We start from the raw sequence: 25,286 nt of genomic DNA on the forward strand, positions 1-25,286 counted from the left end.
CTCGCAACGCGCGGCATCGTGCGATGCGAACCGCGCGCGCCATCCACGCGTCACGCACCGGTTGCGAACACCGGTTCGAGCGCGCGATAAAGCGCACGAAACGTCGGCCGCCGCATGTCGCGATACCACGCGTGCCGAGCGAGATCGGGCTCGCGCACCGCGACGACCGGCGGTTGCGGGCACACGTCGCCGAGCGGCGTATCCGGTTCGAGCGCGAGGCGCGCAAGGCGCGCGGCACCGAGCGCCGGACCGACCTCGCCACCCGCGCGCAGTGTCAGCGCGCGTCCGCTCAGGTCGGCGAGCATCTGCGTCCAGTAAGCACTGCGCGAGCCGCCGCCAATCACCGTGATGCCGGCGGGCTCGAGCCCGGCCGCATGCAGCGCGTCGATGCCGTCGAGCAGCGCGAAGCCGACGCCTTCGAGCGTCGCGTTCGCGAGATCCGCGCGCCGGGTATCGGGTGTCAGCCCATAGAAGACGCCCTTCGCATTCACGTCGTTGTGCGGCGTGCGCTCGCCACTCAGGTAAGGCAGGAACCACGGGCGGCTCGCGCGTGCGTTCGCCTCGGCATCGGCGAGCAGCGCCGCGACGCCGTCGTAACCGGTCAGTTGCGCGGTGAAGTCGACGCAGCCGGCCGCGTTCAGCATCACCGACATCAGGTGCCATGTATCGGGCAACGCGTGACAGAAGCTGTGCACCGCCGATTCGGGGTTGGCGCGAAACCCGTCCGACACCGCGAAATACACGCCCGACGTGCCGAGCGACAGCAGTGCATCGCCGGGCCGCACGATCCCCACGCCGACCGCGCCGGCCGCGTTGTCGCCGCCGCCGGCCACCACCGGGATCTCGCGCAGCCCGAGTGCGCGCGCGACGGCCGGCAGCAGCGTGCCCGTCACGCGGTTCCCCTCGAACACCGCCGGCATCTGCGCGCGCGACAGCCCGCACGCGTGGAGCAGCGTGTCGTCGTAGTCGCGCTTCGCGACGTCGAGCCACAGCGTGCCGGCGGCATCCGACGGATCGGTTGCGAACGCACCGGTCAGCCGGTAGCGCAGATAATCCTTCGGCAGCAGCACGTGCGCGATGCGTGCGAACACATCGGGTTCGTGCCGGCGCACCCACAGCAGCTTCGGCGCGGTGAAGCCCGGCATCGCGACGTTGCCTGCCACCGTGCGCAGCGCGGGCGCGAGCCGCTCGAGTTCCGCGCACTCCGCATCCGCGCGGCCGTCGTTCCACAGGATCGCGGGGCGCAGTACGTCGCCATGCGCGTCGAGCAGCGTCGCGCCGTGCATCTGGCCGGTGAGCCCGAGTGCGGCGATGTCGCGCGGATCGATGCCACCCGCGCGGGCGTCGGCGACGACCGCGGCGAGCGCGCCGCAGGCGGCGTCCCACCAGTCCTGCGGCGCCTGTTCCGACCAGCGCGGCCGTGGCCGGCTCACCGTCAACGGGCGGCTCGCGCTCGCCCGCACCGCACCGTCGCGGTCGAGCAGCACCGCCTTCACGCCCGACGTGCCGAGATCGAGTCCGAGATACATGGCGTCAGCGCAGCCCGTAGATGGCCTGGTTCACGATGTTCTCGAGCCGCTCCTGCGCGCCGCTCGCGTGCCGCGGGTCCACGCCGCGCGCGAGCGCGTCATCCGCGAGCGACTGCAGCGTGTAACCGCCCGACAGGATCTTGCGGCCGAACGCGTCGTCCCACTGCGCGTAGCGCTGCCGGCGCAGCGCGTCGAGCCGGTCGTTCTCGACCAGCACCGCCGCGCGCTCGAGCGCGAGCGCGAGCACGTCGATCGCGCCGACATGGCCGTAGAACAGGTCTTCCGGATCGACGCTCTGGCGCCGCACCTTCGCGTCGAAGTTCATCCCGCCGGTCGTGAAGCCGCCGTGGCGCAGGATCTCGTAGAACGCGAGCGTCAGCTCCTCGACGCTGTTCGGGAACTGGTCGGTATCCCAGCCGTTCTGCGGATCGCCGCGGTTCGCGTCGACGCTGCCGAACACGCCGAGCGCGAACGCGTTCGCGATCTCGTGATGGAACGAATGACCGGCGAGCGTCGCGTGGTTCGCCTCGATGTTCACGCGGATCTCGTTCTGCAGTCCATACTGCACGAGAAAGCCGTGCACGGTCGCGACGTCGTAGTCGTACTGGTGCTTGGTCGGCTCCTGCGGCTTCGGCTCGATCAGCAGCGCGCCCGTGAAGCCGATCCGGTGCTTGTGCTCGACCACCATCGACAGGAAGCGCGCGAACTGCTCGCGCTCGCGCTTCAGGTCGGTATTGAGCAGCGTCTCGTAGCCTTCCCGGCCGCCCCACAGCACGTAGTTCTCGCCGCCGAGCCGGTGCGTCGCGTCGAGCGCGTGGCACACCTGGGTCGCGGCCCACGCGAATACGTCCGGGTTCGGGTTCGTCGCGGCGCCCGCCGCGAAGCGCGGGTGCGAGAACAGGTTCGCGGTGCCCCACAGCAGCCGCACGCCGCTCGCCTGCTGGCGCTCGCCGAGATAGTCGACCATCCGCGCGGAATTGGCCGCGTATTCGCGCAGGGTGTCGCCTTCCGGCGCGACGTCGGTGTCGTGGAACGTATAGAAAGGCGTGCCGAGCTTCGTGAAGAACTCGAATGCCGCGTCCGCCTTCATGCGCGCACGTTCGAGCGCGTCGCCCGGCTGCTGCCATGGCCGCTGGAACGCGCCCTGCCCGAAGATGTCGTGCCCCGGCCACACGAACGTATGCCAGTAGCAGACGGCAATCCGCAGATGCTCGGCGAGCGTCTTGCCGAGCACGCGCTTCTCGGCGTCGTAATGGTGGTAAGCCAGCGGGTTGTCCGACTGCGGGCCTTCGTAGCGAATCGCGGGAATGTGTTCGAAATACGACATGGCGTCTCCGTGCAGGGTCTTGTTGCGGCGCAACGCGCGTCGCGACGACGACGCACGCGGCCGAATCCGGTTGGCTGGATCGTGCCCGCGCGCCTGCTGGCCGGCAATTGCGAAATTGCGCAGCATGCTTAACGTTTCTTGCCAGCCGCTGCGCGCGGTGCGCGTTCCGGCCTACAATCGCCGGACACCAGAGCATCGCGCGGCACCGTCCGCGCGCCCCGGAGACAACGGCAAGACGCCCGAGCGGCGCCCGCCCCGAGACCGACATGACCCGCGCCTCTTCCGCCCAGACACCGCACCGCATCGCGCTGCTGTTCAACGCGAACAAGGTCTACGACCGCGAGATCATCAGCGGCATCGGCCAGTACCTGCACACGACGCGCGTCGTGTGGGACCTGTTCCTCGAGGACGACTTCCGCTGCCGGCTCGCCGGCATCGAACGCTTCGACGGCGACGGCATCATCGCGGACTTCGACGATCCGGCCGTCGCCGACGCGCTCGCCGGCTCGCCGCTGCCGATCGTCGCGGTCGGCTCGTCGTACGAGGATCCCGCGCAGTATCCGCACGGCGTCCCATATATTGCGACCGACAACCCGAAGCTCGTGTCGCTCGCCTATACGCACCTGATCGGCGCGGGGCTCGCGCATTTCGCGATGTACAGCCTGCCGGTCGCGCAGGAGAACCGCTGGGCGCAGCAGCGCGAGCTCGCGTTCGATCGCCTCGCGCGCGCGGACGGGCTCGACGCGCCGATCTACCGCGGCCTGTCGACGAGCGCGTCGGGCTGGAATCACGCGATCGAGCAACTGATCGGCTGGCTGCATGCGCTGCCGAAGCCGGTCGGCGTGATCGCGGTCACCGATGCGCGCGCGCGGCATCTGCTGCAGGCGTGCCTGATCGCCGGCATCGCGGTGCCGGAACAGGTCGCGATCATCGGCATCGACAACGATCCGCTCACGCGCACGCTGACGCGCATTCCGCTGTCGTCGGTGATCCAGGGCACCGAGGAAATGGGCCGCACCGCCGCGCACCTGCTGCACCGGATGCTGCGCGGCGCACGTTTTCCCGGACAGCGCATCCTCGTGCCGCCGGTCGGCATCAACGTGCTCGAATCGACACGCCACCAGCCGCTCGCGAGCCCGCACGTGATGCGCGCGCGGCATTTCATCCGGCAGTACGCGTGCCAGGGGATCAAGACCGAACAGGTCGCCGACTATGTCGGCGTGTCGCGCTCGCTGCTCGAAGAGCACTTCCGGCGCGAACTGCAGCGCACCGTGCACCAGGAAATCCTGCGTCACAAGCTCGAGGCCGCGCAGGCGCTGCTCGCGAGCCGCAACGCATCGAGCGCGGAAGTCGCGATCCGCTGCGGCTTCACGTCGTTGCAATACATGTACGCGGTATTCCGCCGCGAACTCGGCTGCACCCCGCGCGAATACCAGGAGCGCACCGCGCCCGCCCACTGAATTCACCGCTCACGAGCGAACCCACTCATGCATATCGACACCGACTCTCCCCGCCCGGCATCCGACGTGGGCCGCATTCCGTCCGAACCGTGGGGCACGCTGCCCGGCGGCGATCCGGTGCGGCGCTACACGCTGCGCAACGCGCACGGGATGCGCGTCGTCGTCAGCGATCTCGGCGCGACCGTCGTGTCGTGGCTCGCCCCCGACCGCACCGGGCGCTTCGCCGATATCGTGCTGGCGCACGACACGCCGGCCGACTACGTCGAGTCGGGCGCCTACCTCGGCGCGACGGTCGGCCGCTGGGCGAACCGGATCGCGAATGCGCGCTTCGCGCTCGACGGCGTCGACCACACGCTCGACCGCAACGAGAACGGCAACCTGCTGCACGGCGGCGCGAGCGGCTTTCACCGCGCGCGCTGGGACGTGGTCGACGACCGTGGCGGGCTGACGCTGCGGCTCGATTCGCCGGAAGGCGATGCGGGCTTTCCGGGCAACGTGACGGTGCAGGTGCGTTATACGCTCGACGACGACGGCACGCTGACGATCGACTACGCGGGCGTGACCGATGCGCCGACGCCGCTGAACCTGACCAATCACAGCTACTTCAACCTGAGCGGGCGCGCGGGCAGCGACGTGCGCGGACACTTGCTGCAGATCGACGCCGACGCGTTCGTCGAAGTGGACGACGCGCTGATCCCGACCGGCACCGCCGACGTGACGGGTAGCGCGTTCGATTTCCGGCAGAGCGCGCCGATCGGCGCGCGCCTCGACTGGCCGCATGCGCAGCTCACGCGCGGGCGCGGCTTCGATCATTGTTATGTGCTGCGCGAGCCTGGGCGCGGCGTGCGGCCCGTCGCATCGATCTACGATCCGGAAAGCGGTCGCGAACTCGCCGTGTCGACTGATCAGCGAGGGCTTCAGCTGTATACGGGCAACTATCTGGACGGTGTGCGCGTGAGCGGCGGCGGGTCTTGCGTACGACATGCGGCGCTGTGCGTCGAAGCCGGGTGCTTTCCGAACCAGGTCAACATGGACGCGTTGCGCGACGAAACCATCCTTCGTCCGGGCCGGACCTATCGCCAGACGACGCGGTATCGGGTCGGCGTTCGCGGGTAGCGGTAGCGGACACGTCGGGCCGGGTCGGGTCGCATGCGAACGCGCCAGTCCGCAAACTGCCACACCGGTCGGCATGCCCGCTCCGAAACCACTGGGTCAATCACGTCAACCGGGATACCGAATCCGTCCAGGCAGTGGCCGCCTGAGGTTTATCGTTTATCCGCCGCGATGCGGTCCCAGAGGATCCGGATCCGTCGCTGAACATGGCGCGAGACGCGCCGGGCTGGCGCGTCGCGCGAAAGCATCGCCAGCACGCAAACCTGTGTCAGACTCCGATGTGCGATCGAGCGTCCGTGCGCAGTCGGCCGGCGCCGGATTTCATTCAACTCTTGCGGGTTCCTTACGGATGTCTGAAGAATACGAAGTTCATGGCCCTCACGACCATGCGGCGGAACATCATGCGGCTCACGGCGGCGATCAAGGTACGTCGCGCATCGCCGTGCTGACGGCCGTGCTTGCCTGCTTCGGTGCGATATCGGCCTACCAGAGCGGTGCCGACGAAAGCCTCGCGCTGCTCTACAAGAATGACGCCGCGATCCGGAAAACCGAGGCTGCGAACCAGTGGGCCTACTATCAGGCGAAGGGCAACAAGCAGAACCTCGCCGAACTCGGCGCGGCGTTGAGCCCGGACGCGTCGCCGCAGCGCAAGCGGTTCGAGGCGGACGCCGCACGATACCGCGCCGACAAGGAACCGATCCGGGCGCAAGCCGAGGCGCTCGAAAAGGAAGTCGAGAAGAACAACGCGGCCAGCGAGGCGCGGATGCACCGACACCATCGGTGGTCGCAGGCGACGACCGTCATCCAGATCTCGATCGCGCTGGCGGCGATCACGATCCTCACGCGCCGTTCATGGATGCAGGGTCTTTCCATTGGCGTGGCCGCAATCGGCATCGTGATCGCGGGGTTGGCGTTCTTCGGGGTTTGATCGACGGCGAGGCCGTCGCAGTCCGGTCGTATCTCGACCGTGCCGTGTTTCGATCCGGCCTCGCATCGAGGCGGAAATTCAAGCGCTTGAACCAACGGCACGACGATGTGAGCGGCGAGACGGGCCTGTCGCCACCGGTTCACGCATGACGCGGCGAGTCCTTGCCGGAATGCGCCGCTTGTGCGGGCGGGCGACGCCAGGCCGGCCGCCCATCCCGCCCTTCGCCCCCTCGATCCCGATCCGGTCAGAACTTATGCCGGATCCCCGCATGCACCATCAACTGCTTCGACGTCGACGACAGATCGGCCGCCCCCGGGACATACGCCTGATCGAGCGACGAGCCGGTCGCGTCGCCGGCAACCCGCTGGTACGCGCCCATCAGGTAGACGTCGGTGCGCTTCGACAGGTTGTAGTCGGCCATCAGCCCGATCGAATGGATCTTCGGTTTCGCGCTGCCGGTGGTCGCTTCGTAACGCACGGTCGTATACACATACTGCGCGCCCACGAAGAACGCCGGCGTGAACTGGTATTTACCGTTCACTTCGAAGTTCTGGTACTTGATCGCCGTGACCGTGCCGCCCGCGAGCGGCCCCGTGACGGGTTCGATCGTCTCGTCGCCGAACAGGTAGCCGACGTTCGCGGTCGGCCGCGTGACGTTGCTGTTGGTATACGCGAACCCGACCGTCGCGGGCCCTGCCGTGTAATTGACGCCCGCCCCGAAAATCCGCAGCCGCGCCGACGCGAAGTTCGCATCCGCACCGACCGACCCCGAGCCCGCGATCGCACCGCCGGCCGTCGCGCCCGGGTTGTCCGCGTTCAGGAACGCCGCGCCGACGAGCAGGCCGCCCTGCTCGTACTGCGCACCGACACTCCACTGCCGGTTGTTCGCGAACCCGGTGTCGTTGCTGAAGCTGTACGTGCCGCCGAACGAGAAGCCGGCAAAATCCGGGCTCGCATACTTGACCGTGTTGTTCACGCGGAACGTGTTGCCGGTGTTGTCGTTGTCGAGCGGATGCGAGAACGGATAGGTGCCCCAGCTGCCGTTCGCGGTCGTCGGCGCGAGATAGTCGACGACCGAGTCGTATTGCCGGCCGAGCGTGAGCGTGCCGAAGCGCGTGCTGCCGAGCCCGACGTAAGCCTGCCGCCCGAACATGCGGCCGCCCTGCGCGAGCGTGCCGCTGTTCACGTTGAAGCCGCTCTCGATCTGGAACAGCGCGCTGTAGCCGCCGCCGAGATCCTCGGTGCCCTTCAGCCCCCAGCGGCTGCCCTGCGCGAAACCGCTCGCCATCTGCCAATCACTGTGGCCGCCGACGTTGTTCGTATAGTCGATGCCCGCATCGATCAACCCGTACAACGTGACGCTGCTTTGCGCAAACGCCGGTGCCGCGCACAGTGCCGGCATCGCGACGAAAAACAATCTCCAGTTCATTCGTTTTCCTTATTGATTTGACGATTCCCACTCGCTCGCTACGCTGCGGTTCGGCTTACTTCGTGCCGTAGATGTCGAAGTCGAAGTACTTGCGGTTGATTCGCTGATACGTGCCGTTCGCGAGGATCGTCGCCAGCGCGCGGTTGAATGCATCGCGCAGCTCGGTGTCCTGCTTGCGCAGCCCGAGGCCGTCGCCCTGTCCGAAGTACTTCGCATCGTCGATCGCCGCGCCGACGAACATGAAATCCTTGCCCTGCGGCTTCTTCAGGAAGCCGTCGCTCGCCGCGATCGACGCCTGGAACGCCGCGTCGAGCCGCCCGCTCACGAGATCGGCATAGACCTGGTCCTGGTTCTGGTACGACTCGATCTGCACGCCGGCCGGCTGCCAGTTCGCGATCGCATAGTCGGCCTGCGCGGAACCCTGCTCGACGCCGACCCGCTTGCCCTTCAGCGACGCGGCCGTCGGCAGCAGCGGCGAACCCTTGCGCGCGACCAGCCGCGCCGGCGCGTTCGAGATCCGGTTCGTGAACGCGATCTGCTGCATGCGCTTCGGCGTGATCGTCATCGACGACGCGATCACGTCGAACTTGCGCGCGAGCAGCCCCGGAATCATCCCGTCGAAACTCGACTCGACCCACACGCAGCGCGCATGCAGCTCCGCGCACAACGCGTTCGTGATGTCGATCCCGAAGCCGGTCAGCGTGCCGTCGGGCTGCTTGTATTCGAGCGGCGGATAGGTGGGATCGACCGCGAGGCGGATCTCCTTGCCCGTCCAGTCGCCCGCATGCGCGGCGCCTGCCACCGTCGTTGCCGTCAGCGCCACCGCGAGCGCCGCCATCCATTGTTTCATTGCCAGTCTCCTTGTTGCCGTCGTTGAAGGTAAATCGAATCGGTCCGGCCGCGCGTCACGCGAGGTAGCGCTCGGCGAGCGCGATCCAGTAGCTCGCGCCCGTCGCGAGGCACGCATCGTTGAAATCGTAGCCGGGGTTGTGCAGCCCGCAGCCGGCCGCGCCGTCGCCGTTGCCGATCGACAGGTAGCTGCCCGGGCACGCGTCGAGCATGAACGCGAAATCCTCGCTCGCCGCGATCGGCCGCAGATGCGGAATCAGTGCGTCGTCGCCGCCCCATTCGCGCGCCACGTCGCGCGCGAACGCCGTTTCCGCCGCGTGATTCACGAGCACCGGATAACCGTGGCGATAGTCGATCTCGGCCGTCGCGCCATAACTGTCGGCCTGGCCGTGCACGATCGCGCGAATGCGCCGTTCGAGCAGCGCGCGCACGTCCGGCGACAGCGCCCGCACGCTCAGTTCGAGATCCGCATGCGGCGGAATCACGTTCGATGCGGTGCCCGCGTGGATCGAGCCGGTCGTGACGATCGCCAGTTCCTGCGGATTGACGTTGCGCGACACGACCGTCTGCAGCGCCATCACGATCGACGCGCAGACGACCACCGGATCGATCGTCGTGTGCGGCGCCGCGCCGTGGCCGCCGCGCCCGGTCACGCGCACGCGCACCTCGTCGGCCGACGCCATCGCCGGGCCGTCGCAGAAGCCGAGCACGCCGGCCGGCAGGCCCGGCACGTTGTGCATCGCGAACACGGCATCGCACGGAAACTGCGTAAACAGCCCGTCGTCGAGCATTCGTTTCGCGCCGCCCAGCCCTTCCTCCGCCGGCTGGAAAATCAGGTTCAGCGTGCCGCTGAAGCGCCCGCGCTGCGCGATGCAACGGGCGGCCGCGAGCAGCATCGCCGTATGGCCGTCGTGGCCGCAAGCGTGCATCACGCCGTCGTGCCGGCTCGCATGCGGCAGCCCGGTCGTCTCGCGGATCGGCAGCGCATCCATGTCCGCGCGCAGCCCGAGCCGCTTCCCGGCGCCGCGCGTGAGCGTGCCGACCACGCCGGTACCGCCGAGGCCGCGCGTGACCCGATAACCCCATGTTGTCAGGCAATCGGCGACGAGCCCGCTCGTCGCGTGTTCGTCGAAACCGAGTTCCGGATGGGCATGCAGCCGGCGGCGCAGCGCGATCATCTCCGTCTCGATGGCCGCCATCTCAGGCGGAATGCGTACTCGATCCAACCCCGTTACTCCTTTCCAGGTGCCGCGTGGCGACTGCCGGAATGGCAGGTCGTGGGCCAGATCGTAGGCAGCGAAAAAGCCGGCGAACAGCCGCAGTTTCGTTATGATGACAACCTTTCGTTGTCGGCTATCACACCCTTTCGCACCCTTTCACACCATGAGCACGATCAAGCTGCATCAGTTGCAGGCGCTCGTCGCGAGCGCGGAGGCCGGGAGCATCCGCGGCGCGGCGCGCACGCTCGGGCTGTCGCAGGCGGCCGTCACGCGTGCGTTGCGCGAGCTGGAGGCCAGCGAGCGCCTGCCGCTGCTGGTGCGCGCGCCGGAAGGCATCGGCTTCACCGAATACGGGAAGACCCTGCTCACGCACGCGAAACTCGTGCTCAAGCAGCTCGAGCATGCGCAAAGCGACCTCGAACGGATGCGCGGGCGCGTCGAGGGGCGGCTGAGCGTCGGCGTCACGCCGTGGCTGACGATGACCTTCCTCGCGGAAACCGTGCTGCAGTTTCGCGAGCGGATGCCCGACGTGCGCCTCGAACTGTACGAAGCGCTGATGGCCGTCGCGCAACCGCTGCTGCGCGACGGCAGCATGGATTTCGCGCTCGGCCACGTGCAGGCCGGCAGCGGCGCGCAGGAGTTCGCGTTCGAGCCGCTGCTGCGCTACGAGACGTCGGTGATGGTGCGCGCCGGGCATCCGCACGAACGCGCGACGTCGGTGCACGACCTGCTCGATTGCGACTGGGTGCTGAATTCGTCGGCCGACGGCCAGGCCGCGCTCGTCGACTACCTGTTCACGCGGCACGGCGCGCAGATCGACGAGCGGCGCATCGTGCGCGCGCAGTCGGTCGCGATGCTGCAGACGATGCTCGAGCAGGCCGGCATGTGCACGTGGTGCCCGACAATCCTCGCGGCAGTGCCGCCGTTCGGCGAGCGGATGCGCGTGCTGTCGCTGAAGGAGACCTTCGAGCCGAGCGAACTCGGCGTCGTCACGCGCCGCAGCAGCACGCTGAGCGACGCCGCGCGCTGCTTCATCGACTGCCTGCTGCAGGTGATCAGGCGGCATGCGCGCTCGGCGCGCAAGGACGATCTCGCGCTGTTCCGCACGCTTTCGCTGCTGATCTGACGCCGATCGCGCGCCGGCATCGGGAACCCTGCCGGCGGAGGCACTGCGGCATCCGGGCACGACCGGGTATACCTCCGGCACCGCATTGTTCTATACTGCCCCCCAGTATCCGGAAACCACGATCCCATGCCGCATTCCCCCGCAGAGAAAAAACGCGTCCTGACCCGCGTGCGCCGTGTCCGCGGGCAGCTGAATGCGCTCGAGCAGGCGCTCGAGGAAGGCGCCGACTGTGGTCCGGTACTGCAGCAGCTGGCGGCGATCCGCGGCGCGATCAACGGCGTGATGGCCGGCGTGCTCGAAAGCCATCTGCGCGAGGAATTCACCCAGCTCGCGGAGGCCCCGCGGCCTGCTTCCGAATCGATCGACGATATCGTGACCCTCGTCCGGTCCTACCTGCGTTGACCGGCGCAGGATCGTCGACGCTCCGCTCCATTCGATGATTTTTTCAACAGGATTGTCATGAAATCACGTGCCGCAGTTGCGTTTGAAGCGGGTAAGCCGCTCCAGATCGTCGAAATCGACGTCGAACCGCCCCGCAAGGGCGAAGTGCTCGTCAAGATCACTCATACCGGTGTCTGTCACACCGACGCGTTCACGCTGTCGGGCGACGATCCCGAAGGCCTCTTCCCCGCCGTGCTGGGTCATGAAGGCGCCGGCATCGTGGTGGAAGTCGGCGAAGGCGTGACCAGCGTCAAACCCGGCGACCACGTCATTCCGCTCTATACCGCCGAATGCGGCGAGTGCCTGTTCTGCAAGAGCGGCAAGACCAACCTGTGCGTGTCGGTGCGCGCCACCCAGGGCAAGGGCGTGATGCCCGACGGCACCACGCGGTTCAGCTACAACGGCCAGCCGGTCTATCACTACATGGGCTGCTCGACGTTCAGCGAATACACCGTCGTCGCCGAAGTGTCGCTCGCGAAGATCAACCCGGACGCGAACCCCGAGCAGGTCTGCCTGCTGGGCTGCGGCGTCACGACGGGCCTCGGCGCGGTGAAGAACACGGCGAAGGTGCAGGAAGGCGACACCGTGGCCGTGTTCGGCCTCGGCGGCATCGGCCTCGCGGTGATCCAGGGTGCGAAGCTCGCGAAGGCCGGCCGCATCATCGCGATCGACACCAACCCCGGCAAGTTCGACCTCGCGCGCGTGTTCGGCGCGACCGACTGCGTGAACCCGAAGGATCACGAAAAGCCCATCCAGCAGGTGATCGTCGAAATGACCGGCTGGGGCGTCGACCACAGCTTCGAGTGCATCGGCAACGTCAACGTGATGCGCGCCGCGCTCGAATGCGCGCACCGCGGCTGGGGCCAGTCGGTGGTCATCGGCGTCGCCGGCGCCGGCCAGGAAATCTCGACGCGCCCGTTCCAGCTCGTCACCGGTCGCCGCTGGCTGGGCACGGCATTCGGCGGCGTCAAGGGCCGCTCCGAACTGCCGGGCATGGTCGAGCAAGCGATGGCCGGCACGATCCAGCTGGCACCGTTCGTCACGCACACGAAGCCGCTCACCGGCATCAACGAAGCGTTCGACCTGATGCACGAAGGCAAGTCCATCCGGACCGTCGTGCATTTCTGAACCACACGCGAGGGAGCCGGTTGCCGCAACCGGCCCGTTGCGCGCGTGCGCCGGCAAGCCGCATCGCTTGGCCGGCGCGATGCATGCTCCAACCCCCATCCTCTGTCCAGCCGGTAACGATCGCCGTTGCGTGATCCGTCGCCCGGCGCGCGACTCGGCTTTCGACCGCGAGCCTGTGTCGCGGCTGCCCCGTCAGCACCGCACGCGCCGCATCCGGAGCGTGGCCGACGGCGATTCCCCGAACGCGCGCTTGTAGTCGATCGCGAACCGTCCGAGGTGCGCGAAGCCCCATTTCAGCGCGATGTCCGTCACCGACGCGAGCCCGGGTGTCGCATCGTCGAGCAGTTCGTCGCGCACACGTTGCATCCGCAACTGGCGCACGAATGCCATCGGCGTGATGCCGTGGCGATTGCGGAAGCCGGCGAACAGCGTGCTCGGGCTGACGCCCGCGAGTTCGGCGAGCCGTTCGATCGTCAGCGGCTCGTCGAGATGCGCCCGGATGTATTCCTCGACGCGCCGCACGTAGAACGGCGCGAGCGGCGCCGGCGCGTGGCGCGTGCCGTTGCGCGCGGTGTTCGGGTGGCCGTACAGCAACAGGTTGAGCAGCGTCGATTCGAGTTGCTCGAACGCGAGCGGATGGCGCAGCGGATGCCCGTCCGTCGCGATCGCGTCGGCCAGCATCGGCAGCATCTGCGCGAGGCACGCGCCCTGCTGCGACGACAGGCTGAATTCCGGCGCGAACTCCACCGGCGCGCGCCGCTCGTCGCCGAAATGCCGCTGCGCATGCCGCTCCATCACCTCGCGCTCGATTCGCAGGATCACTTGCGGGCACGCCTCGCCCCACCGCATCCTGAGCGACAGCGTCGGCGACAGCAGCGACGCGGTGTCGGGCGACGACACGAAGCGCGTCGCGCCGCACTCGATCTCGGCGTCGCCGCGCAGCGGAATCTGCAACAGATAGAAGTGCTCGAGCGGCCCCGGTTCGATCGACACCTCGCCACCGTAGTCGAGCAGATTCAGCGACAGGTTGCCCCAGCGAGCATGGTGCATGCGGCTGTGCAGCGCGCGCGAATCGCCGGTCGGTGTGAGCCGGTGCGGCTTGAACACGTCCGCTACCCGCGCGCGCACCTCGTCGACGTCATCCGACTGCAGCAGCAGCGTGTCGTGATTGAAACAGGCGGCGTCACCCAGCCAGCCCGCTCCGGAAAATTGCCCCATCGAAGTTCTCCCGTCGTGCTCGATCGCACTTGCGCTGTGCACGCGTTCCCGATTCCGGGGAATCCCGTCGCACGATCCGGATAGCGGCCGGAGTATCCGGACAGTCCGCCTCGTTACACTACGCAAGCCCTGCGCACCCGATGCAAGAAGCGGACCGTTCGCGCATCGTAGAAAACTGTGCGTCGCTTCCGCATCCGCACAAACCCGCAGAGCGCCGTGTCCCGGCCCCGCTGCGGCGGGCCGGTCCGCAGGTTTCCGGAATTCGCGGATACCGGTCGAAGAAAGCGGATAGAAGCGCGCGTTTCGTCCGCCAATACTGCGCCCATGCCAGTCACGAACAGAATGGAGAGACACATGCAAGGACGACACATCGAAATCCCGTCGCCGGACGGCGGCGCGTTTCGCGCGTACCTGAGCACGCCGGCCGGCGGCACGGGGCCGGGCATCGTGCTGTGCCACGAGATCTTCGGCGCGAACGCGACGATGCGCGACGTGGCCGATTATTACGCCGAAGAAGGCTACACAGTGCTCGTGCCCGACCTGTTCTGGCGCCAGGCGCCCGGCATCGAACTCGGTTACACCGCCGCCGACTTCGAGCGTGCGATGGCGCTATACCGCGAATACGACGAAAACAAGGGCGTCGAGGACATCGCCGCCGCGCTGGCCGTGCTCACGCAACGGCCGGAATGCACGGGCCAGGCCGGCGTGCTCGGCTACTGCCTCGGCGGCAAGCTCGCGTATCTCGCCGCGTGCCGCCTGCCGGACGTGGCCGCCGCGGTCGGCTATTACGGCGTGGGCATCGAGCACGCGCTCGACGAGGCCGCTCATCTCCGCGGCCGGCTCGTGCTGCAGATCCCCGCGCAGGACCGCTTCTGTCCGCCCGACGCGCAGCAACGCATCGCCGCGGCGCTCGCGGGGCGCGACGGCGTGGAAGTGTATGTCTACCCGGGCGTCGATCATGCGTTCGCACGCGTCGGCGGCGATCATTTCGACAAGGCGGCCGCTGTGATGGCGCATCAGCGCGCGATCGCCGCGTTCCGCGCGGCGCTCGGCCCGCGCTACGACCTGTCCGCGCTGTGGGAAGAACATCTCCGGCACGAATTCGACACGCGCAACGTCGACGCGACGATGGACACGATGGTCGCGCAGCCCTACGTGAATCATATTCCGACACTGACGGGCGGCGTCGGCTACGACGAACTCAAGCGCTTCTACACGCATCACTTCGTGCATGCGAACCCGCCGGACACCACGATCACGCCGATCTCGCGCACGATCGGCGCGAGCCAGATCGTCGACGAACTGCTGTTCTGCTTCACACATACGACCGAGATCGACTGGATGCTGCCCGGCGTCGCGCCGACCGGCAAGCGCGTCGAGATCCCGCTCGTCGCGATCGTCAAGTTCCGCGGCGACAAGCTGTATCACGAGCACATCTATTGGGACCAGGCGAGCGTGCTCGTGCAGATCGGCCTGCTCGACGCGGCCGGGCTGCCCGTCGCCGGTGTCGAAACGGCGCGCAAGCTGCTCGACGAAACCGTGCCGTCCAACGGCCTGATGCAGCGCTGGCGCGACAGCGCGTAATCGACGGATACCCGGGCGGCACGTCGAACGCGCGCCGCCTGCGCTCAATCATTCCAGGAGACTCCCCATGACTGCCCTTGCTGGCAAAGTCGCGATCGTCACCGGCGGCGCCACGCTGATCGGCGCCGCCGTCGCACAGGACCTGAGCCGCGCCGGCGCGTGCGTCGCGATCCTCGATCTCGACGCGGAGAACGGCGCGCGCGTCGCCGCTACACTCGGCGAACGCGGCACGTTCATCGCGACCGACATCACCGACGACCGCGCGATCGAGCGCGCGGTATCGGCCGTCGCCGAACGCTTCGGCTCGATCGACCTGCTGATCAACCTCGCGTGCAGCTACGTCGACAACGGCATCCAGGCCACACGCAACGACTGGCTCGCGGCGATGGACGTCAACGTCGTCTCGGCCGCGATGCTCGTGAAGGCCGTTCATCCCTACCTGACCCGGCGCGGCGGCGGCGCGATCGTGAACTTCAGCTCGATCTCCGCGCAATGCGCGCAGACCGGCCGCTGGCTCTATCCCACATCCAAGGCGGCGATGCGCCAGCTCACGCGCAGCATGGCGATGGATCTCGCCGCCGACCGGATTCGCGTCAACTCGGTGTCGCCGGGCTGGACGTGGTCGCGCGTGATGGACGAGCTCACGCACGGCGACCGCGCGAAGACCGATCGCGTGGCCGCGCCATTTCATCTGCTCGGGCGCGTGGGCGATCCGTCGGAAGTCGCGCAGGTCGTCACGTTCCTGTGCAGCGATGCGGCAAGCTTCGTGACGGGCGCCGACTACGCGGTGGACGGCGGCTACTCCGCGATGGGCCCCGAGCAGGCGGTGCCGGCGATTCCGCGTCTGGCCGAATAACCGCCGGCCGTTCCTTCCCGCCCACATTTCATTCCATTTAATTCGTCATGCAAAGGATTGCATCATGAAACGCATCGCTATCGTCGGCGCCGGCCAGTCCGGCCTGCAACTCGCCTTCACGCTGCTCGACCAGGGTTATCACGTCACGCTCGCGACCAATCGCGACGCGCAACAGATTCGCGCCGGCAAGGTCATGTCGAGCCAGTGCATGTTCCATACCGCACTGCAGATCGAACGCGATCTCGGCCTGAACGCCTGGGAAGAAGCGTGCCCGTCCGTCGACGGCATCGGCATCGCGGTGCCGCATCCGCAAGGCAACGGTCGCAAGGCGATCGACTGGTCGTCGCGGTTGACCCGCTACGCGCAATCGGTCGACCAGCGCGTGAAGATGGCCGACTGGCTCGACGCGATCCGGCGCCGCGGTGCCGACGTGCGTATCTGCGACGTCGGCGTGCCGGAACTCGAGGCGCTCGCACGCAGCCACGATCTCGTGCTGCTCGCGGCCGGCAAGGGCGAAATCGTGAACCTGCTCGGCCGCGACGACGCACGCAGCGCATTCGAGCGCCCGCAACGTGCGCTGGCCCTTACCTACGTGACGGGCATGACGCCGAGCCAGCCGTATTCGCGCGTGCGCTTCAACCTGCTGCCCGGGATCGGCGAATACTTCGTGTTTCCGGCGCTGACCACGACGGGCCCGTGCGAAATCATGGTGTTCGAAGGGATCCCCGGCGGCCCGCTCGACTGCTGGGCCGACGTGAAGACGCCCGAGCAGCATCTCGACCGCAGCCTGTCGTTCCTGCAGCAGTACGTGCCGTGGGAATTCGAGCGCTGCCGCGACGTTGCGCTGACCGATCCGAACGGCACGCTGTCCGGGCGCTTCACGCCGACCGTGCGCAAGCCGTTCTTCCGCCTGCCGTCGGGCCGCACCGTGTTCGGCATGGCCGATGCGGTGGTCGTCAACGATCCGATCACCGGACAGGGTTCGAACAATGCGGCGAAATGCGCGAAGGTGTACGGCGACGCAATCCTCGCACGCGAAGCCGAGCCGTTCGACGAAGCCTGGATGCACGACACGTTCGAACGCTACTGGGCCTACGCGCAGCACGTCGTGCGCTGGACCAACTCGCTGCTCACGCCGCCGCCGCCGCACATCCTCGAGCTGCTCGGCGCCGCCGGCCAGCTGCCGTCACTCGCCGCGACGATCGTCGACGGCTTCGACGATCCGCGCCGGTTCGCGCCGTGGTGGTTCGAGCCGGCGGCCTGCGCCGCGCTGATCCGCGAACACGCCGGCCGTTCGGAGTAAGCGACATGAACGCCACCGCTTCCAGCAATCCGGGCCTCGACCCGCAGCAATTGCGCGCCGCATTCGGGCAGTTTCCGACCGGCGTCACCGTGATCACCACGCGCGCGCCGGACGGGCGCAAGGTCGGCCTCACCGCCAATTCGTTCTCGTCGCTGTCGCTCGACCCGCCGCTCGTGCTGTGGAGCCTGCGCAAGGTCGCGCCGAGCCGTCCGGATTTCGTCGCGGCCACGCACTTCGCGATCAATATCCTCGCGCACGACCAGATAGCGCTGTCGCGCCGTTTCGCGACGCCGAGCGCCGACAAATTCGACGGCGTGCCGCACGTGGATGCCGATGCGGGCGGCGTGCCCTGTCTCGACGGCGCAAGCGCGCGTTTCGTGTGCCGCCATGTCGGCCATTACGAAGGCGGCGACCACCTGCTGTTCATCGGCCAGATTGAGGCATTCGATGCGTCCGGCCATGCACCGCTCGTGTTCCATGCGGGCCAGTATCGCGCGATCTCGGCACACCCCGATCTTTCTCGTGCCGCTTGATTAGTTATACAAACAAATATTCAGGAGGTGGTGATGATGAAATGCGGCTCTCGCCTGCTTGCGATCGCAGGCCTCGTGTGCTTCGGCCTGACCGGGCACGTGCCGGCGCATGCGACCGACCTGCCATCGGTCAACCTGGGGATGACCAGCTTCCTCGACGGGATGCCGCCGGCCGGTGCCGGCTGGTACGGCACGCAGTATCTCGAGTACTACACGGCCGGACGCGTCAACGACAATGCCGGCAACAAGGTCGGGCTGCCGAAGCAGGACATCGACCTGTTCGCGGGGCTGAGCCAGCTCGTCTACCAGTCGCCGCTGGCGTTCGGCGGCATGCATCCGGGGCTCGACGTGATCCTGCCGTGGGTGGCGTCCGTGCACACGAACGACGGGATCGGCAACGTCGCGCTGAATTCGCGGGCCGGGTTCGGCGACCTGCTGATCGGCCCGTTCATCCAGTTCGATCCGGTGATGGGCCCGCAGGGGCCGCGCTTCGCGCAGCGGGTGGAATTCCAGTTCATCGCGCCGACCGGCGCATACGACCCGGCGCGGGCAATCAATCCGGGCAGCCATTTCTGGTCGTTCGATCCGTACTGGGCCGCGACGTTCTGGGTCACGCCGAAGTGGACCGTGTCGTGGCGCCTGCACTATTTGTGGAATGCGACCAATCACGAGCCGGCGACCGCGCTCGGGCCCGACGTGACGTCGACGCAGGCCGGCCAGGCCGTTCATGCGAACTTCGCGACCGAGTACGAAGTGCGGCCCGGGCTGCGGTTGGGGCTCAACGGCTACTGGCTGCGCCAGACCACCGACATGAAAGTGAACGGGCAGGACGTGTCCGGCACACGGGAATCCGTGCTCGCGATCGGGCCCGGTGCGATGGTCAGTTTCTCGCCGCAGGATCACCTGCTGTTCAACGCGTACTTCGAGGTCCTTGCGCGCAACCGGCCGCAGGGTTCGCGGATGGTGTTGCGGTACGTGCATCATTTTCAGTGACGCGCAATCCCGGCCGGCCTGGCCGGCCGATATCGTATGACGAATGCATCGCATACCTTCGGAGCCTGGATGCGTGTCCTATAGTTTCGGGGATGGCAAGGAGACCACTGAAACACAACAAGGAAGGGAACACGCGATGGCGACCTCTGCTCCTCCCCGGCTTTACCCGCGCGCCGCGCAGCGGCTGGTGCATCACCTGGCGACGGTTGCACCGGCGCTGGCCGTCGGCATCGCCGTTTCCGCCTGCGGCGGCGACAGCTCGCTGAACAGCGACGAGCCTGCCTACGCCACCCAGGCGCGCCCGCAGATCAATGCGCTGCTCGCGAACACGATGACGCCCGGCGCGGTCGTCTACGTGCAGTCGCCGCAAGGCAACTGGCTCGCGTCGTTCGGCACGGCCGTGCGCGGCACGAACTCGCCGATCCCGACGAATGCGCACTTTCGCATCGGCAGCGTGACGAAGACGTGGACGGGCACCGTGATCCTGCAACTCGTGCAGGAAGGCAGGCTGCGCCTGACCGATCATGTCAGCCAGTACGTCGCGAACGTGCCGAACGGCGACACGATCACGATCGAGCAGTTGCTGACGATGCGCAGCGGTCTCTACAACTACTCGACCAGCCTTGCGTTCAACCAGTCGCTCGACGCGCAGCCGGACAGGGTGTGGACCATCGACGAACTGCTGGGTATCGCGGAGAACCAGCCCGTCTATTTCGCGCCGGGCGCGGATTTTCGCTACTCGAACACGAATACGGTGCTGCTCGGCCTGATCATCGAGCAGCGCACCGGCATGAGCGCCGCCGATGCGATCCGGACGCGGCTGTTCGCGCCGCTCGGGCTGACCGAGACATCGCTGCCGCCGCAGGACAACACGGCGCTGCCCGCGCCGGCGCCGCGCGGTTATCAATGGGGCACCAACGTGGAGACGATCGACGGCGACGCGCTGTCTCCCGCGCGCCAGGCCGCCGCGAAGAACGGCACGCTGCAGCCGACCGACGTGACGACGGTCAATACGTCGTGGGCATGGACGGCCGGCTCCGGCATCTCGACCGCGGCCGAACTGGGTGCGTACGTGCAGCGGATGGTCGGCGGCGGCTACCTGAATGCGGACCTGCAGGCGCAACGCCTCGCGAGCTGCACGCCGATCGATCCGTCGAATCCGGCGTCGGCGAGCTACTGCATGGGGCTCGCGAAGTTCGGCACGTTCTACGGGCACACCGGGGAAATACCGGGTTTCAATACGTTCGCGGGCTACGATCCGGCAACGAAGACGACGATCGTCACGTGGGCGAACACGGCGTCCGGCCCGGACGGACGCGCACCGGCCAACGAGATCGCACGGATCATCATGGCCGAGCTCAGCAAGGCGGCGGATGTGCCGAGCGAGGGGCGGCCTTGAGGGGAAGCCGTAGGGGGCCACCCGCGCGGGCAGTGGACTACGGCTGCGTCCAGGGTCGACCATGGGTCCGGGTTGCGTTGACGCCGCTATGATCGACCTGTCTCGCGGCGCCGCCCGGGGGGGAGAAGGAGCCTCCCATGAAGACGGTGACCGTGCCGCCAGGCGACGCCGGGCCGGCACGCACATCCGGTTAGCGCGGCACCCCCGCCGCGCTACTGCCCGATGCTGGTGAAGGTCGGCAGCAGCACGCGATACACGTGAATCATCGCCGGCCCGAGCAACACGCACATCAGCGCCGGGAAGATGCAGAAGATCAGCGGGAACAGCAGCTTCAGCGCGATCTTCGCGGCACGCTCCTCCGCGCGCATCCGCCGCCGCGTGCGCAGCATGTCCGAGAGCACGCGCAGCGATTCCGCGATGCTCGTGCCGAAGCGATCGGCCTGGATCAGCATCGCGCAGAACGATTCGATATCCTCGACGCCGGTCCGCAGCGCCAGGTTGCGCAGCGCGGTATCCTTCGTGAACCCGGAACGCATCTCGAGCAGCAGCAAGTCGAGTTCGCCCGCGACCACTTCGCTGCGAAAGCGCAGCTCCTCGCTCACCCTCATCAGCGCCGCATCGAGCCCGAGCCCTGCTTCGACGCATACGGTCAGCAAGTCGAGCGCATCCGGGAAGTCCTCGAAGATCACCTGCTGACGCTTCGCGATCCGGCGCCGGAGGATCACGTTCGGCACGTAGTAGCCGATCCCGGCGAGCGCCACGAGGACGAACGACAGCAGCATGCGTTGACCCGCGAGGCGGGTCGTGGCGAGCGCCAGCAGCGCAGCGCCCGGCAGCGCCAGCGCGAGTACCGTCTTCGCCGCGAAGTAAAGCGCGCCCGCGTTCGCATCGCGCCAGCCGGCATTCATCAGCCGGATCCGCAGCGGCGAGTTCTCCCAGCCCTCCTGCGGCAGCGACAGCCGGGAAATCGGTTTCGACAGCTCGACGAGTTTCGCGACCCAGTGCGATGTTTGCCCGCCGCCGTCGTTCGCACCGGTGCCGATGCCCACGCTCGCTCCGCTCGCCTGCTGGATCCGGCGCTCCATGTTGCGCGGTGCAAACAGCAGCATCGCGACCAGCACGCCGCCGGCGACGAAAAGGAACAAGCCGGCCAGCATCACGGTATGTACTACGCTCAGGTTTTGCATGACAGCCTCGATTCGGTTCGTGAAGCCCGGGACACGCGTCAGACGCGAATGCGGATGATGCGGCGAATCCACAGCAGGCCGAATGCCATCGACCCCAGCATCACGCCAACCATCTTGATGCCGGCCGGATCCTCCCAGAGCACCGACAGGAACTCGCGGTTCAACACCGCCATCATGCCCGCGGTACCGAACGGCAGCAGGCCGAGGATCCAGGCCGACAACCGCCCTTCCGCGGACAGCACGCGGACCTTGTCGAACAGCTTGAAGCGTTCGCGCACCAGCGACGCGATGCTGTCGAGCAGTTCGGCCAGGTTGCCGCCGGTCTCGCGCTGGATCAGCACCGCGATCACGAAGTAGCGCAGGTCATGGGCCGGCACGCGCGTGGCGAGGTTCACCAGCGCATCGTGCAGCGATACGCCGTAATTGATCTCGTCGAACGTGATCCTGAATTCACTGCCCATCGGATCGGGAAACTCCTCGCCGACCATCCCGAGCGCGCTCGTAAACGAGTGGCCGGAGCGTAGCGCGCGCGCGATCATGTCGCAGACATCCGGCAGCTGGCGCTCGAGCTTGAGCATCCGCCGGTTGCGATGCCGCATCACGTACATTACCGGGATGCATGCGGTCAGCAGCGCAATCGGCACCACGATGATCAGCGGCAACACGGTCAGGGTCAGGGCCAGCATCGTCGCCACCGGGAATGCGGCGCAGAGCGTGACCAGTTTCGCGACCGTCCAGTCGAGCCCGGACTGCTGCAGCAGGAGGTCCAGCGACTGCACGCGCGGCATGCGCAACAACAGCCGGTCGAACGGCTTCGACTCGTCGAGCATCCGCTTCTTGAGAATCGACAGCCGCTCCTGCTGCACGCTGCCGCCGGCCGACATCGCGCGCAGGCGCGACTCGATCCGGCGCGCCGCGGCACCGTGGCGCGTGTTCCACCATTGATAGACGCCTTCGATCGCGAGCACGACCGCGACGAAGGTGAGAATCACAAAACCGTAAAAGATCGAGTCCATGAGGCCTCCCCGGAATCAGACGACCGCGCGTCGTCACTTCGTCTCGTAACGCTGCGCCGGGTCGTACAGCGAATCCGGCAGGTTGATGCCGAACGCCTGCAGCCGCTCGGCGAACTTCGGCCGCACGCCGGTCGCGCAGAAGTGTCCGCGCACCGTGCCGTCGCGATCCATGCCGGTGCGCTTGAACGTGAAGATCTCCTGCATGTTGATGATGTCGCCCTCCATCCCGGTCAGCTCCTGGATGCTGACGATCTTGCGCTTGCCGTCGGTGAGCCGGGTGGCCTGAACCACCACCGAGATCGCCGACGCGATCTGCTGGCGCATCGTCTTCGGCGGCAGCGTCAGGCCGCCGACGCTGATCATGTTCTCGAGCCGGGTGAGCGCATCGCGCGGCGTGTTGGCGTGGATCGTCGCGAGCGAGCCTTCGTGGCCGGTGTTCATCGCATTGAGCATGTCGAGCGCTTCCGCGCCGCGCACTTCGCCGAGGATGATCCGGTCCGGCCGCATCCGCAGCGCGTTGCGCACGAGCGTGCGTTGCGTGATCTCGCCCTTGCCCTCGATGTTCGGCGGCCGCGTTTCGAGCCGCAGCACGTGCGGCTGCTGCAGTTGCAGCTCGGCCGCGTCCTCGATCGTCACGATCCGTTCGGATCGCGGAATGAAGCCCGACAGGATATTGAGCAGCGTCGTCTTGCCGCTGCCGGTGCCGCCCGACACGAGCACGTTCACTTTCGCCTGGGCCAGCGCATCGAGCAGTTCCGCCATCGGCGGCGTGAGGCTCTGATAACTCACGAGGTCGTCCATCTTCAGCGGGTTGACCGCGAAGCGCCGGATCGACATCAGCGGCCCGTCGATCGCCGACGGCGGAATGATCGCGTTCACGCGCGAGCCGTCCGGCAGACGCGCATCGACCATCGGAGTCGATTCGTCGATGCGGCGCCCGACCCGCGACACGATCTTCTCGATCACCTTCATCAGGTGCGCGTCGTCGTAGAACGTCACGTCGGTCAGCTCGAGCTGGCCGGCGCGCTCGACGTAGACCTGTTTGTACGTATTCACGAGGATGTCGGAGATGCCGGGGTCGCGCAGCAGCGCCTCGAGCGGGCCGAAACCGAACATCTCGTCGTACACGTCGATCGCGAGCTGGCGCCGCTCGATGTCGTTCGCGAGCAGGCGCTCCTCGTCGAGGATGCGCGAGATCAGCGCCGAGATTTCCTGCCGGACCTGTTCCTGCGGCAGGCGCGACAGACGCTCCAGCTCGACGCGTTCGAGCACCGCCAGGTGAATTTCGCGGCGCAGCTTCTGGTAGGCGTTGCGTACCGACGAATGCATCGCACCTGCCGGTTCGGTGCCCGCAGCCTGCGGCTGCGTCCGGTACAAGGACATCTGTTCGCGCAATGACATGATGGTTTCCCCGCAAGATTCACATGGACTTGAGTTTCGGCGTGGCCTTGCGGCCGAACAGCCGGGACATCAACGGTTCGCTGCTGGACGTGCCGTGCCTGGTGCGCACGTCCCCTTCGACGATCTGCTTCGCACACGCCTGCAACGCACGCGTGACCGCCGCGCCGCGCGCGACGCGCGAGGCCGGATGCCCCTGGTCGAGCGCTTCGCGCACGGTGTCGGCGTCGTCGGGTATCGTGCTGCTGGCGTGCAGGCCGAGCACTTCCTCGAGCGCGGCGCGGGACCGCTCGCTCGCTCGCGTCATCCGGTTCACCACCAGCCGCAACTGGTCGGTCGGGTAGCCGAGCGACACGAGAATCTCCAGCAGCCGGCGGCCCGCGCGCACGTGCGGCATCGTGGGCTGCAGCACGAGCTGGATCTGGTCGCTTCGATCCAGCGCGATCATCGACAGCGGATTGATGCTGACGCCGATGTCGAAGATCACGAAGTCGTAACGCGGCGCCGCGACGCCGAGGATCCATTCGAGCGCGTCCTCGCGCATCTCCGCGGCCTTCACCGGGTCGCCCGCGCCGGCGAGCACGTGAAACGTCGACGTCACGTGCGCGACGCTCGCGTCGAGAAACGCGCCGTCGAGCCGTTCGATCTGCGCGCACAGCTGCGGCAGCGTCGACGGCGGCGTCTCGTCGCTGACGAGGAACGCGGCATCCGCGAACTGCTGGTTCAGATCGACCAGCAGCACGCGGCGCTTGTGGCCTTCGGCGATCTCGTACGCGACGTTGCTCGCGGCGAAGCTTGTACCCGCGCCGCCCTTGCACGACATGAACGACACGAAGCGCGTATCGTCGCTGTCGCGCCGCGTGCTTTGCGCGGCCGCGCGTTCGAGCGCGCGGGCGAGCGCCGCGGGGTCGATCGGCCACTGCAGCACGTCGCGCGCGCCGGCGCGCATCGCGTCCAGCAGCACGTGCGGAGCCGCATCCGCGGTCACCAGGATACCGGTCAGGCCCGGGTGCAGCCGGCAGATCCGCTCGAGCGCCGACAGCTCGGCCGCGTCGGTCGTCGCGCCGTCGATCAGCAGGATGTCGAACGAATCGAGCCCGTCGGTTCGATGCTCGATCTGGGACGGCCGTCCGTGCGCGCGCGTCACGCGATAGTGTCCGCTGTCGGTGACCAGGCGCGCGATCTGCGTGAGCCGGGCGGTATCGTCGGCAGCTACGAGGATATTGATCATGACTGTGCCTCGTCGGTT

Annotated in this window: 22 protein-coding genes; 12 read left to right on the plus strand and 10 right to left on the minus strand. The window is 67.5% G+C overall.

What is annotated here, in order from left to right:
* Nucleotides 1-50: 50 nt before the first annotated feature.
* Both xylB and xylA read right to left on the minus strand, forming a co-directional pair.
* A complete protein-coding gene (gene xylB, locus PL79_RS26295) occupies nt 51-1,529 on the minus strand; it encodes a xylulokinase (RefSeq protein WP_044844282.1) in 1,479 nt (492 codons plus the stop codon).
* 4 nt (nt 1,530-1,533) lie between these two features.
* Nucleotides 1,534-2,856, minus strand: coding sequence for a xylose isomerase (xylA, locus tag PL79_RS26300; protein WP_044844341.1), 1,323 nt, complete (start codon nt 2,854-2,856; stop codon nt 1,534-1,536).
* Between the two features lie 266 nt (nt 2,857-3,122).
* Between xylA and PL79_RS26310 the strand changes: the two genes are divergently transcribed.
* The 3 genes from PL79_RS26310 to PL79_RS26320 all read left to right on the plus strand — a co-directional run bounded on the left by PL79_RS26310 (nt 3,123) and on the right by PL79_RS26320 (nt 6,357).
* On the plus strand, nt 3,123-4,316 hold the full coding sequence (locus tag PL79_RS26310) for a XylR family transcriptional regulator (RefSeq protein ID WP_044844283.1): 1,194 nt from the start codon (nt 3,123-3,125) through the stop codon (nt 4,314-4,316).
* A 27-nt stretch (nt 4,317-4,343) separates the two neighbouring features.
* Nucleotides 4,344-5,432 (plus strand): aldose epimerase family protein, encoded by a 1,089-nt coding sequence (locus PL79_RS26315; RefSeq protein ID WP_044844284.1) that lies wholly within the window; start codon nt 4,344-4,346, stop codon nt 5,430-5,432.
* Between the two features lie 346 nt (nt 5,433-5,778).
* Entirely contained in the window at nt 5,779-6,357 is a 579-nt protein-coding gene (locus tag PL79_RS26320; RefSeq protein ID WP_044844285.1) for a DUF4337 domain-containing protein, read from the plus strand.
* A gap of 244 nt (nt 6,358-6,601) precedes the next feature.
* On the opposite strand, the gene PL79_RS26325 is transcribed toward PL79_RS26320, so the two are convergent.
* Genes PL79_RS26325 through PL79_RS26335 form a run of 3 tightly spaced genes read right to left on the minus strand, consistent with a single transcriptional unit; the run spans nt 6,602 to nt 9,861 of the window.
* Complete coding sequence (locus tag PL79_RS26325; RefSeq protein ID WP_044844286.1) at nt 6,602-7,786, minus strand: porin; 1,185 nt, start codon at nt 7,784-7,786, stop codon at nt 6,602-6,604.
* 55 nt (nt 7,787-7,841) lie between these two features.
* A complete protein-coding gene (locus PL79_RS26330; RefSeq protein WP_044844287.1) occupies nt 7,842-8,636 on the minus strand; it encodes an ABC transporter substrate-binding protein in 795 nt (264 codons plus the stop codon).
* A 55-nt stretch (nt 8,637-8,691) separates the two neighbouring features.
* Entirely contained in the window at nt 8,692-9,861 is a 1,170-nt protein-coding gene (locus PL79_RS26335; protein ID WP_044844288.1) for a M20 aminoacylase family protein, read from the minus strand.
* Nucleotides 9,862-10,018: 157 nt separating this feature from the next.
* Here PL79_RS26335 and PL79_RS26340 point away from each other — a divergent pair, with 157 nt between their 5' ends.
* The 3 genes from PL79_RS26340 to PL79_RS26350 all read left to right on the plus strand — a co-directional run bounded on the left by PL79_RS26340 (nt 10,019) and on the right by PL79_RS26350 (nt 12,550).
* The gene (locus PL79_RS26340) at nt 10,019-10,981 is read left to right on the plus strand and encodes a LysR substrate-binding domain-containing protein (protein WP_044844289.1); all 963 of its coding nucleotides are present in this window, start codon (nt 10,019-10,021) and stop codon (nt 10,979-10,981) included.
* A gap of 126 nt (nt 10,982-11,107) precedes the next feature.
* Nucleotides 11,108-11,383, plus strand: a complete 276-nt coding sequence (frmR, locus tag PL79_RS26345; RefSeq protein WP_044844290.1) for a formaldehyde-responsive transcriptional repressor FrmR — start codon at nt 11,108-11,110, stop codon at nt 11,381-11,383.
* Between the two features lie 57 nt (nt 11,384-11,440).
* Complete coding sequence (locus tag PL79_RS26350; protein WP_044844291.1) at nt 11,441-12,550, plus strand: S-(hydroxymethyl)glutathione dehydrogenase/class III alcohol dehydrogenase; 1,110 nt, start codon at nt 11,441-11,443, stop codon at nt 12,548-12,550.
* 192 nt (nt 12,551-12,742) lie between these two features.
* Here the strand turns inward: PL79_RS26350 and PL79_RS26355 are convergent, their stop codons facing one another.
* Nucleotides 12,743-13,768 carry an AraC family transcriptional regulator gene (locus PL79_RS26355; protein WP_044844292.1) on the minus strand — a complete coding sequence of 342 codons (1,026 nt, stop codon included), beginning with the start codon at nt 13,766-13,768 and terminating at the stop codon, nt 12,743-12,745.
* A gap of 354 nt (nt 13,769-14,122) precedes the next feature.
* On the opposite strand from PL79_RS26355, the gene PL79_RS26360 reads away from it, so the two are divergent.
* The 6 genes from PL79_RS26360 (at nt 14,123) to PL79_RS26385 (ending at nt 20,436) form a co-directional block, all read left to right on the plus strand.
* Entirely contained in the window at nt 14,123-15,352 is a 1,230-nt protein-coding gene (locus tag PL79_RS26360; RefSeq protein WP_044844293.1) for a dienelactone hydrolase family protein, read from the plus strand.
* A gap of 67 nt (nt 15,353-15,419) precedes the next feature.
* On the plus strand, nt 15,420-16,208 hold the full coding sequence (locus PL79_RS26365; RefSeq protein WP_044844294.1) for an SDR family oxidoreductase: 789 nt from the start codon (nt 15,420-15,422) through the stop codon (nt 16,206-16,208).
* 64 nt (nt 16,209-16,272) lie between these two features.
* Nucleotides 16,273-17,511, plus strand: coding sequence for a styrene monooxygenase/indole monooxygenase family protein (locus tag PL79_RS26370; RefSeq protein ID WP_044844295.1), 1,239 nt, complete (start codon nt 16,273-16,275; stop codon nt 17,509-17,511).
* A 5-nt stretch (nt 17,512-17,516) separates the two neighbouring features.
* A complete protein-coding gene (locus PL79_RS26375; protein WP_044844296.1) occupies nt 17,517-18,044 on the plus strand; it encodes a flavin reductase family protein in 528 nt (175 codons plus the stop codon).
* A gap of 33 nt (nt 18,045-18,077) precedes the next feature.
* A complete protein-coding gene (locus PL79_RS26380) occupies nt 18,078-19,037 on the plus strand; it encodes a SphA family protein (protein WP_044844297.1) in 960 nt (319 codons plus the stop codon).
* Between the two features lie 136 nt (nt 19,038-19,173).
* Nucleotides 19,174-20,436 (plus strand): serine hydrolase domain-containing protein, encoded by a 1,263-nt coding sequence (locus tag PL79_RS26385; protein ID WP_082088473.1) that lies wholly within the window; start codon nt 19,174-19,176, stop codon nt 20,434-20,436.
* A 212-nt stretch (nt 20,437-20,648) separates the two neighbouring features.
* On the opposite strand, the gene PL79_RS26390 is transcribed toward PL79_RS26385, so the two are convergent.
* The 4 genes from PL79_RS26390 to PL79_RS26405 are packed head-to-tail and all read right to left on the minus strand — an operon-like array spanning nt 20,649 to nt 25,268.
* On the minus strand, nt 20,649-21,623 hold the full coding sequence (locus PL79_RS26390) for a type II secretion system F family protein (RefSeq protein ID WP_044844343.1): 975 nt from the start codon (nt 21,621-21,623) through the stop codon (nt 20,649-20,651).
* A 38-nt stretch (nt 21,624-21,661) separates the two neighbouring features.
* A complete protein-coding gene (locus PL79_RS26395; protein WP_044844298.1) occupies nt 21,662-22,639 on the minus strand; it encodes a type II secretion system F family protein in 978 nt (325 codons plus the stop codon).
* Between the two features lie 33 nt (nt 22,640-22,672).
* Nucleotides 22,673-24,040: a CpaF family protein gene (locus PL79_RS26400; RefSeq protein ID WP_044844299.1), complete on the minus strand. Its 1,368-nt coding sequence runs from the start codon at nt 24,038-24,040 to the stop codon at nt 22,673-22,675.
* Nucleotides 24,041-24,059: 19 nt separating this feature from the next.
* Nucleotides 24,060-25,268, minus strand: a complete 1,209-nt coding sequence (locus tag PL79_RS26405; protein ID WP_044844300.1) for an AAA family ATPase — start codon at nt 25,266-25,268, stop codon at nt 24,060-24,062.
* Nucleotides 25,269-25,286 lie beyond the last annotated feature (18 nt).

This window comes from Burkholderia sp. USMB20 (assembly GCF_000949135.2).
In the GTDB taxonomy this organism is placed as follows: domain Bacteria; phylum Pseudomonadota; class Gammaproteobacteria; order Burkholderiales; family Burkholderiaceae; genus Burkholderia.

Excerpts from the sequence above, each read along its gene's own strand:
- xylB (WP_044844282.1), bottom strand. The coding sequence starts at position 1,529 with ATGTATCTCGGACTCGATCTCGGCACGTCGGGCGTGAAGGCGGTGCTG.
- PL79_RS26320 (WP_044844285.1), top strand. The coding sequence starts at position 5,779 with ATGTCTGAAGAATACGAAGTTCATGGCCCTCACGACCATGCGGCGGAA.
- PL79_RS26400 (WP_044844299.1), bottom strand. The coding sequence starts at position 24,040 with ATGTCATTGCGCGAACAGATGTCCTTGTACCGGACGCAGCCGCAGGCT.
- xylA (WP_044844341.1), bottom strand. The coding sequence starts at position 2,856 with ATGTCGTATTTCGAACACATTCCCGCGATTCGCTACGAAGGCCCGCAG.
- PL79_RS26395 (WP_044844298.1), bottom strand. The coding sequence starts at position 22,639 with ATGGACTCGATCTTTTACGGTTTTGTGATTCTCACCTTCGTCGCGGTC.
- PL79_RS26315 (WP_044844284.1), top strand. The coding sequence starts at position 4,344 with ATGCATATCGACACCGACTCTCCCCGCCCGGCATCCGACGTGGGCCGC.
- PL79_RS26330 (WP_044844287.1), bottom strand. The coding sequence starts at position 8,636 with ATGAAACAATGGATGGCGGCGCTCGCGGTGGCGCTGACGGCAACGACG.
- PL79_RS26390 (WP_044844343.1), bottom strand. The coding sequence starts at position 21,623 with ATGCAAAACCTGAGCGTAGTACATACCGTGATGCTGGCCGGCTTGTTC.
- PL79_RS26310 (WP_044844283.1), top strand. The coding sequence starts at position 3,123 with ATGACCCGCGCCTCTTCCGCCCAGACACCGCACCGCATCGCGCTGCTG.
- PL79_RS26325 (WP_044844286.1), bottom strand. The coding sequence starts at position 7,786 with ATGAACTGGAGATTGTTTTTCGTCGCGATGCCGGCACTGTGCGCGGCA.
- PL79_RS26380 (WP_044844297.1), top strand. The coding sequence starts at position 18,078 with ATGATGAAATGCGGCTCTCGCCTGCTTGCGATCGCAGGCCTCGTGTGC.
- frmR (WP_044844290.1), top strand. The coding sequence starts at position 11,108 with ATGCCGCATTCCCCCGCAGAGAAAAAACGCGTCCTGACCCGCGTGCGC.
- PL79_RS26355 (WP_044844292.1), bottom strand. The coding sequence starts at position 13,768 with ATGGGGCAATTTTCCGGAGCGGGCTGGCTGGGTGACGCCGCCTGTTTC.
- PL79_RS26340 (WP_044844289.1), top strand. The coding sequence starts at position 10,019 with ATGAGCACGATCAAGCTGCATCAGTTGCAGGCGCTCGTCGCGAGCGCG.
- PL79_RS26360 (WP_044844293.1), top strand. The coding sequence starts at position 14,123 with ATGCAAGGACGACACATCGAAATCCCGTCGCCGGACGGCGGCGCGTTT.
- PL79_RS26385 (WP_082088473.1), top strand. The coding sequence starts at position 19,174 with ATGGCGACCTCTGCTCCTCCCCGGCTTTACCCGCGCGCCGCGCAGCGG.
- PL79_RS26375 (WP_044844296.1), top strand. The coding sequence starts at position 17,517 with ATGAACGCCACCGCTTCCAGCAATCCGGGCCTCGACCCGCAGCAATTG.
- PL79_RS26365 (WP_044844294.1), top strand. The coding sequence starts at position 15,420 with ATGACTGCCCTTGCTGGCAAAGTCGCGATCGTCACCGGCGGCGCCACG.
- PL79_RS26350 (WP_044844291.1), top strand. The coding sequence starts at position 11,441 with ATGAAATCACGTGCCGCAGTTGCGTTTGAAGCGGGTAAGCCGCTCCAG.
- PL79_RS26405 (WP_044844300.1), bottom strand. The coding sequence starts at position 25,268 with ATGATCAATATCCTCGTAGCTGCCGACGATACCGCCCGGCTCACGCAG.
- PL79_RS26370 (WP_044844295.1), top strand. The coding sequence starts at position 16,273 with ATGAAACGCATCGCTATCGTCGGCGCCGGCCAGTCCGGCCTGCAACTC.